The sequence below is a fragment of the Methylobacterium sp. CM6246 genome, from assembly GCF_054818005.1.
The window spans coordinates 41790-57207 of record NZ_JBTXKY010000002.1 but is presented as its reverse complement, the minus strand read 5'-3'; the positions used below and the strand labels follow the sequence as shown (position 1 = coordinate 57207).

The following is a 15418-nucleotide window of genomic DNA, read 5'->3' as shown; positions in this document are numbered from 1 at the left end:
CTTCGCCTTGGCTGCCAAGCCTTCCTATCAATCGCGTCCGCCATGGCGCTGTTCATCTGCGCGGAGCGATCTGCGGGCGCGGCTGCGGAACTGCGATAGTCACAAGCTTGCCGGTGGTCGGGTCTAGGATCGTCACAGGCACCCCTCCGTTGCTACCCTGCCTAGGCAGTCCCGAAATGTGGTCGAAACTTGACCGTTCGAGGAGCCGTATACAGTTTTCGACTATAGTATTGGGATGCTGGGATCATCGAGTGCTACATTCGGATATAAACGGTCAAATTTGATGGATCAATTACAGGGGAACTTACTCAGGTGTGTAGGGCAAAAGTAGCGCCCCCCTGCCGTGTCACGCGGCCGGTAACTCGTCAGTCCCAGATTGAGAATGCCAAGCTTCTTCTAACCACTCGTCATAGAGGCCCATGCCGATTATCAGGATACCGCACGCAATCGCGACGAACACAGCGATCCAGAACACTGTATCCAGCATGGCATATCCCCGACAGATCAGATCTTAAGGAGGTATTAACGCATGTAGTTAACACCCTGTTAACGTTGGAGGCCATGTACTAGGCTTTGCGGGCAAGCGCTTACGCGCAGAGTGATTAGACCGTTCCCTTCCATGCCGATCCGGCGCGAGCACCGTTTCTTCTATCCCATCGACTGGCCGCAGTTATCGGCCCTGGTGCGCTTCGGGCGCGCCGGCGGCCGTTGTGAGGGCTGCGGGCGGCCACACGGCCAGATGGTCTACCATCTTGGAGATGGCCACTGGTGGGATGCCCAGGCAGCTACGTGGCGTGATGGGCGAGGACGCCGGGTGCGCCTCGCCCCCGGTGCCGTCAATGTGCTGGCGATCGCGCGCACCACCCACGTGGTCCTGGCCGCCGCCCACCGGGATCACGACACCGCCAACAACGTGTCGGCCAACCTCGCTGCCTTCTGCCAGCGGTGCCACATGATCCACGATCGGCCGGAGCACCGGCGTCGGCGGTGGCGCACGCTGTTCCGGCGGAAGGCACTGGGTGACCTATTCAGCGGTCCATACGGGTGAACTGAGAATGGACGCGGAACGCGGCGGGGGGGGAGACCGTGAACGCTGGCATATGCCAGCCGCGTGTCACCGGCATCCGAGAACAGACCAGGTCTCGGTGACGAGTCGTTAACCATCCGGGCGCAGGATGACCGCAGCGATCGGCCTGCAGGCTGAGCGCCGGAAGAGCAGCGCCGAGGCCTATTCCCCCCTGGCCTCGGTGCGGCCTCGCCGGCGCAGTCGCATAATCTTTAGAGCTGTGCGACCCTCTTGGACGTGTCGCGGTGCCGGTACCAATCCCAGACCAGGAAAGCCGGGAACGGGATCATAATAGCGAAGAAGATCCAATCGAACATCTGCGGCATGGCATAGCTCCTGTTACCTATCAGTCGGTCAACCGCCGTTTCAACTGCCAAGTTCAATGACTGAAGACAGTCGGTCGGGACCAACTGAACAGCGCCGGGGCGTTACTCAGTCGATCACGGCGCGGCCTCGCTGGTGAGGTCGCTCTAGGCCCGCCTCGGTCCCCCTGGGCGGGCCTTGCTCGTTCTAGGGCTTTGACCAACGAGCCGATGCACGGCACCATGGCGCGTCCTCACAAGGGACACCCATCGGCCCGGCCAAGCCCTCCCCCCGAGACTGGGCCGGACCGATGGGCTTTGTGTGCCGGCGCCAGGCGGCGGGCTGCCTCGTGATCGGGGAGGGCAGCCCGTTTCCGTTCAGTCGATCCGCCGCAACATCCGCTGGACCTGCACCGCCTGCCAGTGCCCACCGCGAGCCGTGAAGACCTGGTTCTCGTTGAGCGCCTTGGCGATGCCGGTGCAGGACGTGACTCCGCTGGCCCTGATGCTGTTGATGATCGGCAGGAGGGACGCCGCGAAGGCGTCGGCCTTGGCGCCCCTGACGATGTTGCCCATCGCGCCAGCACGGGTCGGGCTCACCTTGGGCGCGCTCATTAGGCAGCCCGCGCCTCGCCGCGCCGGACCTGAACCAAGCTACACGTCCCGCCCCGTGCCGCCGGGATCCCCCCGACATTCAAGATCATGGAAGGACCCACGCTGAACCGTCCAGCTGGTTGAATTGGCTGCGACTGTGAAGAAGCTCGCCCAGCCTCCCTTCTGCCCGCTCCAACGCGGACCATGATCCGTCCCGCACCGGCTTTCCGCTGGTGTACTCGCGGAGCGTCTCGATGGCGCGCTTCAGCTGCTCAATCTCGGTGTCGAGCGCTAAGTGCTTATCAGATCCGGCTTCGGCCATGTCCCTTCTCCCACTCTGATATTGCGCAAGGAAGGCGATCGTTCGCGACATGGCTATGCAGCAAGTCGCTGGCGCAGCCGCCGTGCAGCCGCTGCTGTCCAGGTACCGGCACCTGATACGGTAGGCACCTCCTCGCCGTTCAACACCCTGGCAAGCCCGTGCAGCGACAGCGTGCTGCCCGGATCCAAGCGGGCTACCACCGGGGCGAGGGCCTGGGCGCGGGCCTGGGCCTTCTCGGTCTTGGCCGCGCGAGCCTGGGCGGCCTCCAAGGCCGTTCCTGGCCGGCCACGGAAGCCACCTAGAACCACGCCGCGTGCCCGGGCAGCCTGCAGGGCCGCTTTGGTGCGGGCGCTGATCATCTCTCGCTCATGCTCGGCCACCGCGGCCAGGATATGGATCGTCAGCCGGTTGGCCTGCGGGAAGTCGGCGGCCAGGAACTCCACGCCGCTGTCCATCAGGGCCGAGATGAAGGCCACGTTGCGGGCGAGGCGATCCAGCTTGGCGATCACCAACACCGCCCGGTGAGCACGGCATAGGGCCAGCGCTTCGGTCAGCTGCGGCCGGTCATTTCGCCGGCCACTCTCAACCTCGACCAGTTCGGCAACCAAGCGGCCGTCGCCGACGTGGCCGGCTACGGCCGTGCGCTGGGCTTCGAGCCCCAGCCCAGATCGGCCCTGCCGATCGGTGGAGACCCGGAGGTAACTGACGAACCGCCCCACCATGGCCCTGGCTCCTGCCGGGGATGCCAGTCTGGGCACCCCTCGATGCACAGTGCGATACGGCAGGTGTCTCGCTAGTTCGTTACCGTGCCACTGCGGGGTCGGTCTGCGCCAGGTCGTTGAAGGTCCGTTAACGGGCCCGCGCCGGTGGCTACCGATGGTGGATGCCGGCTAGGTGCGATAATCCTGCGTGGTCGCTACGGTCTCGCTGAACAGGCGAAGCCGAACGGCTGCGGGCCGGCCCCTAGAGGGCTCGGCCCGCGCCTTCTGGGTTACGCACCTGTGTGAAGGGCCCGCTTTCGACCCATCGCGGACGGTCCGAAGGTTCGCTTCCAGACACTTCATGAGAGAGCCGTGCGACCGGATCGCTGCAGGGCGGGGCGCAAGGGGATCGAGTGATTACCCGCCGATCGCCAGCGCATCGGTCACCAGCCGGTTGATGACAGCGTGCCGTTTTGCCTGACGCAGCACGATGCCGGCAGCGGCTCGTGCGTTGGCTGCGCGCAGTTCTCCATGTGGTTGACCATCACGCAGAGCGCGCCACGCCATAGCGCGAAACCATCGTACGTTAGCAACAGCTACAATACGATGATGCGTGATCGGCCCACGTCGCTGCGGGCTGGGTGAAATTATAACCTGCATGGAATCAATCCTGGACGGAAAAATACACCCGTCCGCGAACTCACGACGTGATCGCATTATCCGCCATGTGGGGCAATACTTAATTCGAGGGATATGCGGAATTTAGGGCGACGAAAGAGCTCAAATCAATCTGGATTAAGACATCCATTGGCTCGCCGCAGACCTGTCTGCCAACCGAGCCATTATAGTCGGCGCGCGCTCGCCCAACCTGAGGGGTTGGGACATCTGCTCGCTATTGGCTCTCGACGCACAATCATTCCTACGCCTACAGTAATCAGACGGGTGTCCAACAACACATCGAGTCGGTCAGCTTGAGCATAGATCTTCCTCAACGCCGGCAGCCGCCGCCCACCTTGTTGGAGATCGTCATGCCCCTCTCATCCCGCCTCGTCCTGCTCAGCGGTGTTGTCGTCCCAGCTGGTGCCTTCCTCGTCGGCGCGTACGTTGCCCTCGTCAGTCTCGCCCTGCCGATGCACTTCGCCTGAGGCTGCAGAGCATTTGGGGCATCCCCCAGATGCTTCCGGTATCCGTATCAAAGCGCTACGGAAACGAGCCGTTAACCATATCGGCGGACCCTGGCTGCAGCAGCGAAGCGGCGAGGATCCTATGGCAGCTTCACCCTGGCCAACGGCAGCGTTCTTGGCGCGGTACCCGGTGCCGATCGGACTGATTTCGTCCCTCTACCGCGCAGACGATGGCGAGCGCGACCGCTTGCTGTCTGCCCTACCCGAGCACGGGCGCGCGCGGGTTGCTGCCTACTGTGCCGAGACGGAGCGGCTGCAACCACTAGGCCTGCGTGTGGCCTCTACCTGCGCCGAGGCGAGCCTTATCCGAGCGGCGGGCGCCACGATCGGCGCCAGCCTGTTTGCACGTTCTCGGCGTGAGGTAGCAGCGGCCCACTGAACGCAGCATGCCTGCTGTCAGAGAACCAACCTGCGAGGTGAAGATCGAAGAGGCGTGGCAGCCCGTTACCTTGACGGAGGCACGCACGATCTATGGGGCAGCTTCCAGGCGCTGCCCCGCCTGCCACGGCCAGGTGACCATCGCCGGCAACTTCACTCCTACCGGTGGCTACACGATATACCACCGCCGCCGCCATCCGGGCTGCCCGCTGACGCCTACCACGTTCTCCGGCACTCCATCGCGGCACCGGCAGGCGATGGTGTAACGCCGGTTCGGCTCCGGGATCCTGGCGTAGCTTGGAACAGATCGTCTACGTTGGGGCTTGCCGCCGGCGATCATCGCGATGTGCTGGCGATTGCCGGAGAGACGGTCGTGCGCAACCGAGCCCTCGTAGCCTTGGCCTTTGCCGTCGGTGTGCACGTCGCGCCCGTTCACGCGCAGAGTCAGGATGAGCAAGCCCTAGCCCTGCTTCGCGCCGCCAGCGCCCAGTCGGCGATCATCACGTTCTGCGGCAAGCACTATGCGATCGACGGTACGACCGCCTTGCGGATATCTCAAACGGCGCGTGACGTGGCCACCAAGGTGCTCGGCCAGGAACAGGCAAATGCCGCTTTCAAGGACGAACTGGCCCGGCGCTACGCCGAGGTGAAAGAGATCGGCGAGCAACACTGGTGCACTGAACAGCGTGCAGCGTTTGCAGAGGGCGAGCCTCGGATCTTCAAGAACTGAGGCGGTCAGCGGGCACCTTCAGTCCGTCAGCACCGCAATCAGCGAGAACGACGTGGCGAGCACGAACGTGCCTGCTACTAGGGATGAGATCAACAACATGACGAGACCTTGGGATGCCAAGCGGCTGTATCCTCCCAATGTCCCGCGCCCATTCTGAGTTGCGGCCTAAGGGTGCATGGCCGCCCGGCTCTCGCGGCTCTTCTCAAACGTGGCCGCGGTACAGGGCGTCAATCGCTCGCGTTGTCCCCGGCATCGTCGGTGCCCAGCAGCCAGTCAGGCAGGATCGGGACTGTCTCCCCGGCCACCTCGCCAGCGGTCTCAAGGGCCCTTCCGGCCTTTTCCTCGGGGTGCTCGCCCCGGACCTCAGCGAACAGCTCGCGCGCTAGCCGGTCAATCTCTTCATCTGAGAGCTTCTGGCCTGGCTGGTCCGTCATACATGTAGGCCTCTTAGCATCGGGCGCTCGGCCCCGCCCCGATCTACTCACAAGGCGGGGGAGCATCCGATCTCACCAGCGGTGGGCCGATACGCAACGCGGCCCGACAACATCATGGTGCGGTGGAGTTAGCGGGCCGTCAGCGGTGTGGGCTTACGATTGTGCCGGAATAGACCGCGCAGAAGCCGAAACAGAAGCTCCTGTGGGTGCTGGAGCCGTGCAGTTCGATTTGAATGGTCGGCGTGACCATCCAGCCCACGCGAGAGGCTGGTTCAGCGGGGGCATGGCCTATGCGTACCATAGCTATCGGTCTGTTTTGGGTGTCGGCTGAGACCATCCAAAACGGACTTTCTCAATGAAACCACCCATAGCAGACCAGCAAGACAGAAGGCCGGCAAGCGGACATCGTGAGGGTCTGCAACGGGTCGAAAGTAGCCCCTGCCCCTAAATAACTGTGCGAGCAGAAACGCGGGCCTCATGCCTGATCTACCCCAATCCATGCATCTGTCGCACGGCTGATATCTGGCATTTGGTATACCAGCGAACGCTGTTCAGCGTCATAAATGCTGCAACGCAAACGCCCATACGGACTGCCCGCAATGACCGCCCTGCTCATCTCCGCTCTTGTCGCCGCCGTTGCCGCCAACGTCGCACTGGTCACCTTCGTGGCTGACCGTCTGAGCCCGACGAGCAGCTCCCCGGTCACCGCTGGTAGGGTCCTGGCCAGCAACGAGAACCTTCTTGCCGTGACGAAGATCGCCGCCTGATCCCGTTACCTCTTGCTGCTCTGCGAAAAGATTAGCCCCGCCCGGCCATGCGCCTGGCGGGGTTTTCCATGTCCGCCCGCTGCGGAATGGGTCAGAGCTGCTTGACGGTCTTGGATGTATCTCGGTGCCGGTACCAGTCCCAGACCAAGAAGGCAGGGAACGGGAGCATGATGGAGAAGAAGACCCAGTCAAACATCTGAGGCATGGCGTGGCCCTCTCTCAACTGCGCCGCACCCACGGATAGCAGCGCCCCTGTCCGAGCAACCTTGCTCGTCATCGATGGATCCGTTTCGAATACGAACGCGTCCGGCAAGATGTCGGGTCTGTTTCGGTGACGATTGAACGTGGGATGTTCGGCCGCTGCTTTGTCCGCGGTTCACCAATGTCTGCCAAAGGGAACCGCGGCTCACCCGAGTGTGAACGTCGCGATCGGGCCTTATTGCAACGCAGCTTCGACCGCTGCGTTGATGCTGCGTTGCAGCACGCGATTTCAATTGCTGGGAGCGGCGGATATGCGCCGGAGGGTCTTCCTTGTTGGTGTAGCCGGTCTGCTTGCAGTCCGATCAAACGCCAGCTTTGCCAACGCGGCTCCGAGCGATCAGCCGATCGTTCCTCTTTGGCCCAATAATCCACCGGGCGGGGGTGGTCCCTCGGGGCCGGTGATGGTCGATGACCACGGGGCCGTCAGCAACATCGCCGTGCCGAGCTTGGAAGTGTTCGTCCCCGACCGGCCGAACGGTGCAGCGATGCTCGTGGCCGGTGGCGGGGGGTACAAGCGCATTGAGGTCGAGCGGGAAGCCCGTTCGGCTGCCCGATGGCTCGCTGCTCGCGGCATCACCGCTTTCGTGCTCACCTATCGTTTGCCGGGTGAGGGCTGGAACGACGGTCCGCTGGCCCCGTTGCAAGATGCCCAGCGTGCCTTGCGCGTGATCCGAGCGGGGGCACGGCGCTACGGGATCAACCCAGACCGCCTGGGCGGGCTCGGCTTCTCGGCTGGCGGTCATCTCGTGGGTCTCGCTGCCACACGCTCCGCCTTCGCGTCGTACGCACCGATCGATGCCGCGGACGCGCTCTCGGCCCGCCCGGCCGAAGTGGCACTGATTTACCCGGTCATCACGCTGGAACCGCCCTACGACCATACCTCGACGCGAGCGCAACTCGTCGGGCGTCATCCCGGTCCAGCGGCGAGCGCGGAGTGGTCGGTCGAGGATCATGTTCGATCGCACTGTCCGCCGGTCTTCCTTGTGCAAGCGGAAGACGACCAGGTTTCCAACGCGGCGAACAGCCGGATCATGGCGGCGGCGTGCGAGCGCGCGGGGGTGCCGGTGGATCTGCACGTGGTGGCGGACGGCGGACATGGGTTCGGCATGGGTCGCCCCGACACAGCGAGTGCGGCGTGGCCTAACTGGTACGAAGCGTGGCTGAAAGCTAACGGTGCTTTGGGCTAAAGCTTCAATCGGGAACCGGATCGGCTTGATCCCGACGACGACGGTCGCCCAAACAAAAAAGGCCAGCCCGAAGGCTGGCCCTGACGATCTGATTGGGTCCGGGCTTACTCGGCCGCGGTCATCTCGGTCGTGAAATGGCCACACCAATCCTCGGTGGCCACGACTGGCCACAAGCCCTTGGACTCTGGCGTCGGCTGAGTGACCGGCGGGTTGAAGCGGCACAAACCGGCATCAGCCTGCACCTGGGCGCCGTTGCCATGGTGATCGTCAAAGAACTTGCAGCTCTGGCACGTGGCGCTGGCCATCGGTGGCTCCTGTATCTGGTTAGCGGTCCGGGACCGCTGTCACTTACGAATTAGAACAAATCCAATCTGTTGGTCAACCAGCACCACCTGGGGTGGTTCCATCTTCCTCCTCGACGCCCCCGACATGTCCCAACGACGCGGTGATTTGAGCTAGTTAACCCGGACGGATCCTTGCCGTCGGCATCGATCCCGGATGGTCCTTGACCCGCCAGGAAACCCTCAAGCCCTCTCGCGGTGCACGATCAACACACGCAGCACTACCCCGGCCGAGCTTCCCGGCCATCCGAAACGGATTGGTCGCAGCGGTACCTCCACCAAGGCTCGGCCTGGCAATGGCAATCTCCATCCCGTGGCTCTCCCTGGTTCGCTCCCCTGGGGCATGCGAGCCCTAGCGCCGACTGGCTTGCTCAAAAGCTGTGAGGATCTCGGCCGCGAAGTAAGGCTTGGGTACGAACCTACCGTGGTCCGGCACGTCCTCGTCGCTGAGCCAGCACCGCCCGGACGTGATCACCAAGCGGATGTGCGGCCAGTACTCCGCGACGCGATTTGCCAAGCCGAAACCGTTCAAAGACCCCGGCATCTCGATGTCGGTGAACAGCACATCGATGTCGTCGCGGCTCTGCAAAATGATCCAAGCCGCATCGCCGGTGGGTGCTTCGATGACCTGAAATCCAGCGTCTTCGAGCATATCGACCGCCATCATGCGCACGAGGCTCTCGTCCTCCACGATCAACACTGTGAACGGGACGGGCATGTGTGCGTCGGCCATGAAAGACCTAACGGCATCTCGGCCGGACAGTTGCGGCCCTCCTCCTAAAGCGGCATGCGGCCACCGCGCGCGGGCGGGCGGCTCTGGGGGATAGACCGACACTGCCGTGCACGAGTGGCGGCGGCCTCACCATCTCGTTCGACACGGTGATTGAACCCGACAGCTGGGCGGTGATCGACAGTCGCGCAGCCGGGTCGCATCCGACCGAGTCCGATTTCCCCATCGCTTGTGGACCGAACCACCCCGCCGGTCAGCCGACGGCACCTCAGGGTTGCAATAGGTTAATGAACGGTTAAGCTCGCTACTTAAGTACGAACAAAGGGGCGGAGCATGAAACAGTCGGACTCGCATCGCGACATCATGCCAGCGGAGCAGTCGCTCCCTGCCGTTTCAGTCCATCAAGCTCACGAGCCTGAAATCCAGCAGGAGCGGATGCGGCGGCTCCACAACGCACGCGCGAGCCAGCGTGCCGCCCGGCACCACCGGATCAACGGAGTGGCGCTGTGACCATCCTGGATCCGATCACCGGCAAGCTCGTGACGATCGAAATCCCCAAGCCACGCCCCCAGCGTCCGCGATAGTCGCGAGCGGGAGCGTCTCGGTTCGACAAGCGGTGCCCCGGCGTGCTCGCTGGGGATGCCTCCTCATGGGCACCACCGGTAAGTTTTCCGAGCCGAGCCTTCGTTAAGACCTCGTATCTAATATAGCGCCCTGATCAGGGTGTCGCTGCTTGGCCATGCCCCGTCACGAGCGGTCGCAAAGCGGTATGAGCGAACGGGTCAAGACGAATAACCTCGCCGACCGCCTCGATGCATGGTCAGTTTGGACGGCTTGGACGGTGCTCGCGGCTGGTGGCCTGGCGTTGATCAGCGCCGACCACCTCTTCCCGGCCGTGGGTATGGGGCCCCTGTTCATCCCGTTGATTGCACTCGCCGGATGGCGGCTCGGCCTGCGCGCGAGCTGCTTCGTCACCGTCCTTGCGTGTTTGCTGAACATCTTTCCTCACCACGTCCATGAGGTCGGCCTCAACCCGGACGTGGCCATCGCTCGGGGGATTATCCGTTTCAGCGCGTACGGCTTCACCGTCGCGGTCATTCACGCGTTGCGGCGCGCCTACGACCGCGAGCGCGTCCGTGCCACGCACGATACGCTGACGAACGCTCTGAACCGGGCGGCGTTCGAGCGAGAGCTGGAAACCTTGCTCGACGGTCGTGAGCCTGGCGAAAGGGCGGTCGCGCTGGTCATGGTCGATGTGGACGACTTCAAGCGCATCAACGACACGCATGGGCATGGCGCCGGCGACCATGTGCTGCGCGAACTGACAGCGGCCGCAACGAGCGCTCTCCACGAGCGGGGACGCCTCTATCGGCTCGGCGGCGACGAATTTGCTGCTCTGATGCCGATCGCATCCACTGCGGCGGGCCGGCCGGCGATCGAGCGCTTCTACCAGGATCTCTCAGCCGCACTGGGGCGATCGCGGTATCCGACGACGGTCAGCATGGGCGGTCTGGTCTTCCAACCCAACCCATCGTTGGATCGGGCGGCCCTCATGCACGAAGCCGATGGCCACATGTACGCGGGTAAGGCGGCAGGCAAAGGCAGGGTCCGCATCGCGGCGCTCCGGCCGGTAGCTATCGCCAACACCGATCCAGTGCCGACTGGTGCGGAGCTGGTTCCGGCCGTGTGAACCGCTGTGGCACTCATGGAAGCGGCCATACGCTTCGGTCAGCCTTGGCTGCTTTCGTCCTGGCGAACCTCGCTCAATCGGCATTCTCCGAGGTCTGCGACGAACTTGAGCGCATTTCAGCGCTCGTACGACCGGACGCGTCCTTGGGCTCGTTGATCCGGTCCCAATACTCCGGGCGTGGACGAACCTGGAGCGCTGCGATGCTCTCGCCACGGCTCAACCGATCCACCAGCTCCTGCGCACGCTCGCGCGTTGGGCGATACACCGGCATCCAGTCCACGAGGTAGATCGACCACGCCCCGTCCACGAACTCCTCGACCGCCCACGATGGGCAATTCGGGTAATCCGGGTGGGTACGATCCGTAGCGCGGAACTTTGGGCCTGGCGTTGTCATGGGCTCCTGGCGATCGGCGTGAACGTGCGTAGCTGCGCCATTCACGAAGGGTGCTCATCGATCGCGGATGAACGATCCACGGAGTGGCGTGGCCATACATCTTCAAATTGAGAGCCCGGGAATTAAGGGCGGTAGCGCGAAATACCGGGACCTCAGCGGGTGCTGCCCCGATTTCGAATGCACCCTCGACGACCCGTCAGCGCGGGCATCCCTGGTTGCCGATGCGCTGGTTGGATGAATTTGACCCGCACTCAAATGCATGAGGCCTTGGTATTCGCCTATGAAAATGACATTCGTGCATCAAAGTGCTTATTAACCAAGTATCCGCGCCTGTTGCGTTAACCAGATCGTAAGAGAGGTTAATTCTTCGTTGACGCAATGCTCGGCCACGTGCGCAATTACGCATGCGGGGTGTCACCCGCGTGCGTAGCGTCGGGGTTCAGTATGCGTCGGCTTGTGGTGCGGTTGCGCTCGATCAGCCCGGCCCTGGCGCTGGCCCCGATCGTCGCCCTGATGGGTACCGTGCCGGCCAGTGCTCACGTGAAATGGTTCTGCGCCTTCGATGTCGCCGGTCAGCCACGCGGTCTGGACCAAGTGCTGTGCGTCAATTTCGAGTGGCTCACCGGCCTGGCTCTTGTGTGCCTGATGGCCGGCTGCATGACTGAGGGCACCCCGCTCGGTACTGCACTCCTGAACGCCCTGGATCGCGTCACCACCCGGATCCGGACCGACACCGAGCTGCTGGTGCGAGCGACCCTCGGCTTCTTCCTCGTGTCCCTGTGGGGCCTCGGTGGCACCATCCTGACCCCCGAGTTGAAGACCGACGCGGCCTGGATCCCATGGCTGCAGCTGGCCATGGCCACCTGCCTGATCTGGCGTCGGACCATGCCAGTCACCGCCGCCGGCATCGTCTTCCTATTCGGCTTCGGCACGTGGCAGTACGGCCTGTTCCACATGGCCGATTATCCGGTGTTCCTTGGTGTGGCCGCCTACCTGGTGCTCAGCAGCCTCGGCATCACCCCTTTCGGGATCCGACCGCTGGACGTGGTGCGTTACACCGCCGCCGTGACCCTGATGTGGGCGAGCGTCGAGAAGTGGGCCTACCCGGAGTGGACCGCTCCGCTGCTCGTCGCCAAGCCGCAAATGACCATGGGTGCCACACCTGAGCTGTTCATGAAGTCGGCCGGCGTGATCGAATTCACCCTGGCATTCTCGCTGATCTGGACCCCACTGGTCCGCCGCGTGGCGGCGCTGATCCTGACCGGGATCTTCGTGTCGGCGGTGTTCGAATTCGGCAAGATCGACGCGATCGGGCATTCGGGCATCATCGTGGTGCTGCTTGGGATCGCGGCTGATGACGCTCAACGGGCGGTACGCATCCGCGACGTGGCCCTGGCGCCGGCTTGGTACGGAGGCGCCCTGGCGGCCTCACTGGCGCTCTATTACGTCAGCCACGCCGCCCTGTTCGGCGGCTTCAGCGCGCTGCCCGTGATCTGAGGCAGGGTCGAGTCGACGCCCTTCTTTCACTGGAAGCGGAAGCGTCTGCTTAGCACGAGCTCAGCAGCAGATACCGATTTTGAGAAGATCCAGGTTCTGCTGGCTACAAAGGGCTTGAAGGTTCGCGCTTCCCGCGTACCGACCTCTTAGCCCCTCGCATGGCTATGAAGGTCTATAAGCCATCGTATAGCCCCTTACATGTCCCGCTTCCCTCAACCCCCCTCTCAATCCCACCTGCGGCGTGATGATCAACGCCCGCTTAAACCGGCCATCGCCTATACCCGCGTCTCTACCAAGAAACAAAGCGTGGATGGATACGGCCACGAATTTCAAACTGTCACCATTAAGTCCTTCGCACTGCGGCAACGCTACAAGATCCTTGCAGCGTTCAGCGATGACGAGACCGGCATGGGTGAGACGAGCATCGCCGATAGGAAAGGCGTGGCCGACGCCATGCAGCTCTCACGAGAGAAAGACTGGCCCATCCTGGTCGATGAGTTCAGCCGCTTTTCCCGCAACACGCGCACCTTTGAGAACTTAGTGGTGCGCCAACACCTCAAACTTGTCAGCTGCCGCCTCGGGGTGAAGGCCTCCTACGCTGTCATCATGAGCATCGCCGCGCGCGTCGAGCGCGAGGGTGAGCTCATCTCGCAGAACACCAAGCGGGCTCTGCAGAAGCTCAAGGAGCAGGGCGTACTGCTCGGAAACCGTACCAACTTGGACGAAGCCCAGAGGAAAGGTGCCGCAACCACCAAGGCCCGTGCCCTACAGCGGGCACGCGCGTTGGATCCAGTCGTACGAGGGCTCCGCGAGGAGGGACGGACGACCGCGCGTGCGATCGCGGAAGGTTTGAATATGAAAGGTCTGCGCACACCCTTCGGTAAGGCCTGGACAGTCGGCAACGTGCGCCACCTCCTGAAACAGCTCGCCATGCTCCACGTGCCCCAAGAGGAACTTAGGAGCCTTGAAGATCCGGACTGGGGCACCTGGTAAAGGCTCTGGCGGGATGTGGAAGTCCTAGGAAAACCAAATGGCGCCTTGGGCTATACCTTATGGGCTCACCACGGATCCGGCCGCATCCTTGGGAGACGTTCGGTATCTTCACCTCGTTCAAGCGTTGGGTCCTTAGCCCAGGCTACCTTGAGCATGCTTCACCCTAGATCCTGCGGCAGCTGAATTTTAGGTTTGAACAAAGACACCCTCAGAACGCACCCTAAAACTTGAATGCGATTGATGTCGGATGTCCCTTAAATGTCCCGCTGATGTCCCCTCCTTGTCCGCCGAAATCACAATTTTGGCTTGAACCGGACAAAACCGATCTGGACTTATCGACATCGCACGTACGGGAAACGTCAGCAGCGAAAGAAAATACAGCTGATGAGATGTGCAGGAGCTCGGTTTTGCCGAGCGCAAAACAATTTGCATACGATCCCAGCGGCACTCCCCTTGGGCAGCCGCGGGCAAGGCTTCCTGAAGACCCTACAGTTTACGTGATAAGAAACGAAGCTCACGTCGGATCGGCATCGCGGGCCAGTTCTCTATCATGGCTTCATTGGTCGGCGCTGACATGCAGCGTTTTAGAGGCGCCACGGACGGCCATCAGACTCAGGCCCTCGCGAACATGTCGAGCTGTCCCGCTGCCTTACAAGCGCGCCCTCGGACACTGGGGGCGGAAAGAGAGCGCTTCGGGACAGAGAAAACTGGCAGACTGATGCCTGGCTTGCCATAGAGCACTGCGCCAACGATCTGGCAGCCATCACCCCAATGAAACACGTTGGCAGTGTGAGGTCCGGCTCGCAGGATCTCCTGCATCAGCGTCTCGTCCCCGCCCAGGCTCGATACCGTCCCGAGCAGGCAAGCGAGCCCCGCCACCTCGATATCGAGCGCACGAAACTCCGCCGCTCGCTGCCGCCAGACCTGATGCACGGCCCCAGCGCTAGTGTGGGGGAACGGGTTGGGAGCCGATTGTGTCGCGGCGTCGGCGATGAAGGCCGCGATCGCGTGTCGCTCCGCGATGTCGGTAGCTGCCAGCAAGGAAGCGGCGAGCTGACGGCGGCTGATCGGCATCTGGTTCCTGTTCACATGACCCGGCTCTCGCGGACCGTTTGGACACCACTGGCTTAGTCGGAGGGGCCGAGCTTTGGCAGAGCACACAGACCACGCTCGATCCGTGCACGACCTATTGCGGGCAGTGCCGTCACCGGTGCTCGGCTCCACGTATCGCCGCCTCGACCCGTCGGATCGTCGCGCGGCTCACCTTGAGTTCCCGCGCGACCGCCGAGGCACCCTGGCCGTCGCGCAGGAGCTGTTCAGCCAGCTGTCGCCGCTCGGGGGTGAGGCTTGCCGGTCTTCCGATCGCTTTACCCTCAGCCCGTGCCCGAGCGAGGCCCGCCTGAGTGCGTTCGATCAGCAGATCGCGCTCGAATTCGGCGACCGCGTTGATCACCCCCATCGTCAACTTGCCGGTCGAACTGGTGAGATCGACGCCACCGAGCGCCAAGCAATGAACGCGCACGCCGATCTCGGCCAATCGTGCGACCGTACCGCCGACATCCATCGCGTTCCGACCCAACCGGTCGAGCTTGGTCACGACGAGGACATCACCGGTCTCGAGCCGATCGAGCAGGCGGACGAAGCCGCGGCGCTGCGAGGTCGCAACGCTGCCCGACACCGTCTCGGTGATCACGCGCTGCGGCTCCACCTGGAAGCCCGCGGCCGCGATCTCCTGATGCTGATTGTCGGTCGTCTGGCCGAGGGTGGACACACGCAGGTAGGCGAAGGTGCGGGGCATGGCCAAAATCTGGTCGAAAGCGGTGGCCGAAACTAAATGCTGGCCGAAA

General features: G+C 63.1%; 18 protein-coding genes. 8 read left to right on the top strand and 10 right to left on the bottom strand.

From position 1 onward, the window contains the following. Positions 1-346: 346 nt before the first annotated feature. On the bottom strand, positions 347-487 hold the full coding sequence (locus tag ACYQPG_RS30105) for a hypothetical protein (RefSeq protein ID WP_461232572.1): 141 nt from the start codon (positions 485-487) through the stop codon (positions 347-349). Between the two features lie 132 nt (positions 488-619). Between ACYQPG_RS30105 and ACYQPG_RS30100 the strand changes: the two genes are divergently transcribed. After that, positions 620-1048, top strand: a complete 429-nt coding sequence (locus ACYQPG_RS30100; RefSeq protein ID WP_461232571.1) for a hypothetical protein — start codon at positions 620-622, stop codon at positions 1046-1048. 698 nt (positions 1049-1746) lie between these two features. Here ACYQPG_RS30100 and ACYQPG_RS30095 read toward each other — a convergent pair. From ACYQPG_RS30095 to ACYQPG_RS30085, 3 genes are all read right to left on the bottom strand, one after another. After that, the gene (locus tag ACYQPG_RS30095) at positions 1747-1983 is read right to left on the bottom strand and encodes a hypothetical protein (protein ID WP_461232570.1); all 237 of its coding nucleotides are present in this window, start codon (positions 1981-1983) and stop codon (positions 1747-1749) included. 85 nt (positions 1984-2068) lie between these two features. Next, a complete protein-coding gene (locus ACYQPG_RS30090; protein ID WP_461232569.1) occupies positions 2069-2284 on the bottom strand; it encodes a hypothetical protein in 216 nt (71 codons plus the stop codon). Between the two features lie 53 nt (positions 2285-2337). Then, on the bottom strand, positions 2338-3006 hold the full coding sequence (locus ACYQPG_RS30085; protein ID WP_461232568.1) for a recombinase family protein: 669 nt from the start codon (positions 3004-3006) through the stop codon (positions 2338-2340). 1857 nt (positions 3007-4863) lie between these two features. Between ACYQPG_RS30085 and ACYQPG_RS30080 the strand changes: the two genes are divergently transcribed. Next, complete coding sequence (locus ACYQPG_RS30080) at positions 4864-5277, top strand: hypothetical protein (RefSeq protein WP_461232567.1); 414 nt, start codon at positions 4864-4866, stop codon at positions 5275-5277. Positions 5278-5504: 227 nt separating this feature from the next. On the opposite strand, the gene ACYQPG_RS30075 is transcribed toward ACYQPG_RS30080, so the two are convergent. Next, positions 5505-5711 (bottom strand): hypothetical protein, encoded by a 207-nt coding sequence (locus ACYQPG_RS30075; protein ID WP_461232566.1) that lies wholly within the window; start codon positions 5709-5711, stop codon positions 5505-5507. A 599-nt stretch (positions 5712-6310) separates the two neighbouring features. Between ACYQPG_RS30075 and ACYQPG_RS30070 the strand changes: the two genes are divergently transcribed. Together ACYQPG_RS30070 and ACYQPG_RS30065 are read left to right on the top strand one after the other, a co-directional pair. After that, entirely contained in the window at positions 6311-6478 is a 168-nt protein-coding gene (locus tag ACYQPG_RS30070) for a hypothetical protein (RefSeq protein ID WP_461232565.1), read from the top strand. Between the two features lie 512 nt (positions 6479-6990). Continuing rightward, positions 6991-7926 carry an alpha/beta hydrolase gene (locus tag ACYQPG_RS30065; RefSeq protein WP_461232616.1) on the top strand — a complete coding sequence of 312 codons (936 nt, stop codon included), beginning with the start codon at positions 6991-6993 and terminating at the stop codon, positions 7924-7926. 104 nt (positions 7927-8030) lie between these two features. Here ACYQPG_RS30065 and ACYQPG_RS30060 read toward each other — a convergent pair whose 3' ends face one another. Next, a complete protein-coding gene (locus tag ACYQPG_RS30060; protein WP_461232564.1) occupies positions 8031-8231 on the bottom strand; it encodes a hypothetical protein in 201 nt (66 codons plus the stop codon). Between the two features lie 388 nt (positions 8232-8619). After that, entirely contained in the window at positions 8620-9000 is a 381-nt protein-coding gene (locus tag ACYQPG_RS30055) for a response regulator (RefSeq protein ID WP_461232563.1), read from the bottom strand. A 330-nt stretch (positions 9001-9330) separates the two neighbouring features. On the opposite strand from ACYQPG_RS30055, the gene ACYQPG_RS30050 reads away from it, so the two are divergent. Both ACYQPG_RS30050 and ACYQPG_RS30045 read left to right on the top strand, forming a co-directional pair. Beyond that, positions 9331-9507 carry a hypothetical protein gene (locus tag ACYQPG_RS30050; protein WP_461232562.1) on the top strand — a complete coding sequence of 59 codons (177 nt, stop codon included), beginning with the start codon at positions 9331-9333 and terminating at the stop codon, positions 9505-9507. 259 nt (positions 9508-9766) lie between these two features. Further along, positions 9767-10687, top strand: coding sequence for a GGDEF domain-containing protein (locus ACYQPG_RS30045; RefSeq protein WP_461232561.1), 921 nt, complete (start codon positions 9767-9769; stop codon positions 10685-10687). A gap of 73 nt (positions 10688-10760) precedes the next feature. Here ACYQPG_RS30045 and ACYQPG_RS30040 read toward each other — a convergent pair whose 3' ends face one another. Continuing rightward, positions 10761-11081, bottom strand: coding sequence for a hypothetical protein (locus ACYQPG_RS30040; RefSeq protein WP_461232560.1), 321 nt, complete (start codon positions 11079-11081; stop codon positions 10761-10763). A gap of 444 nt (positions 11082-11525) precedes the next feature. On the opposite strand from ACYQPG_RS30040, the gene ACYQPG_RS30035 reads away from it, so the two are divergent. Continuing rightward, positions 11526-12578 carry a hypothetical protein gene (locus ACYQPG_RS30035; RefSeq protein ID WP_461232559.1) on the top strand — a complete coding sequence of 351 codons (1053 nt, stop codon included), beginning with the start codon at positions 11526-11528 and terminating at the stop codon, positions 12576-12578. A gap of 198 nt (positions 12579-12776) precedes the next feature. Beyond that, positions 12777-13571, top strand: coding sequence for a recombinase family protein (locus tag ACYQPG_RS30030; RefSeq protein WP_461232558.1), 795 nt, complete (start codon positions 12777-12779; stop codon positions 13569-13571). Positions 13572-14183: 612 nt separating this feature from the next. Here ACYQPG_RS30030 and ACYQPG_RS30025 read toward each other — a convergent pair. Together ACYQPG_RS30025 and ACYQPG_RS30020 are read right to left on the bottom strand one after the other, a co-directional pair. Further along, the gene (locus tag ACYQPG_RS30025; RefSeq protein ID WP_461232557.1) at positions 14184-14645 is read right to left on the bottom strand and encodes a hypothetical protein; all 462 of its coding nucleotides are present in this window, start codon (positions 14643-14645) and stop codon (positions 14184-14186) included. A gap of 130 nt (positions 14646-14775) precedes the next feature. Then, positions 14776-15369 carry a recombinase family protein gene (locus tag ACYQPG_RS30020; RefSeq protein ID WP_461232556.1) on the bottom strand — a complete coding sequence of 198 codons (594 nt, stop codon included), beginning with the start codon at positions 15367-15369 and terminating at the stop codon, positions 14776-14778. Positions 15370-15418 lie beyond the last annotated feature (49 nt).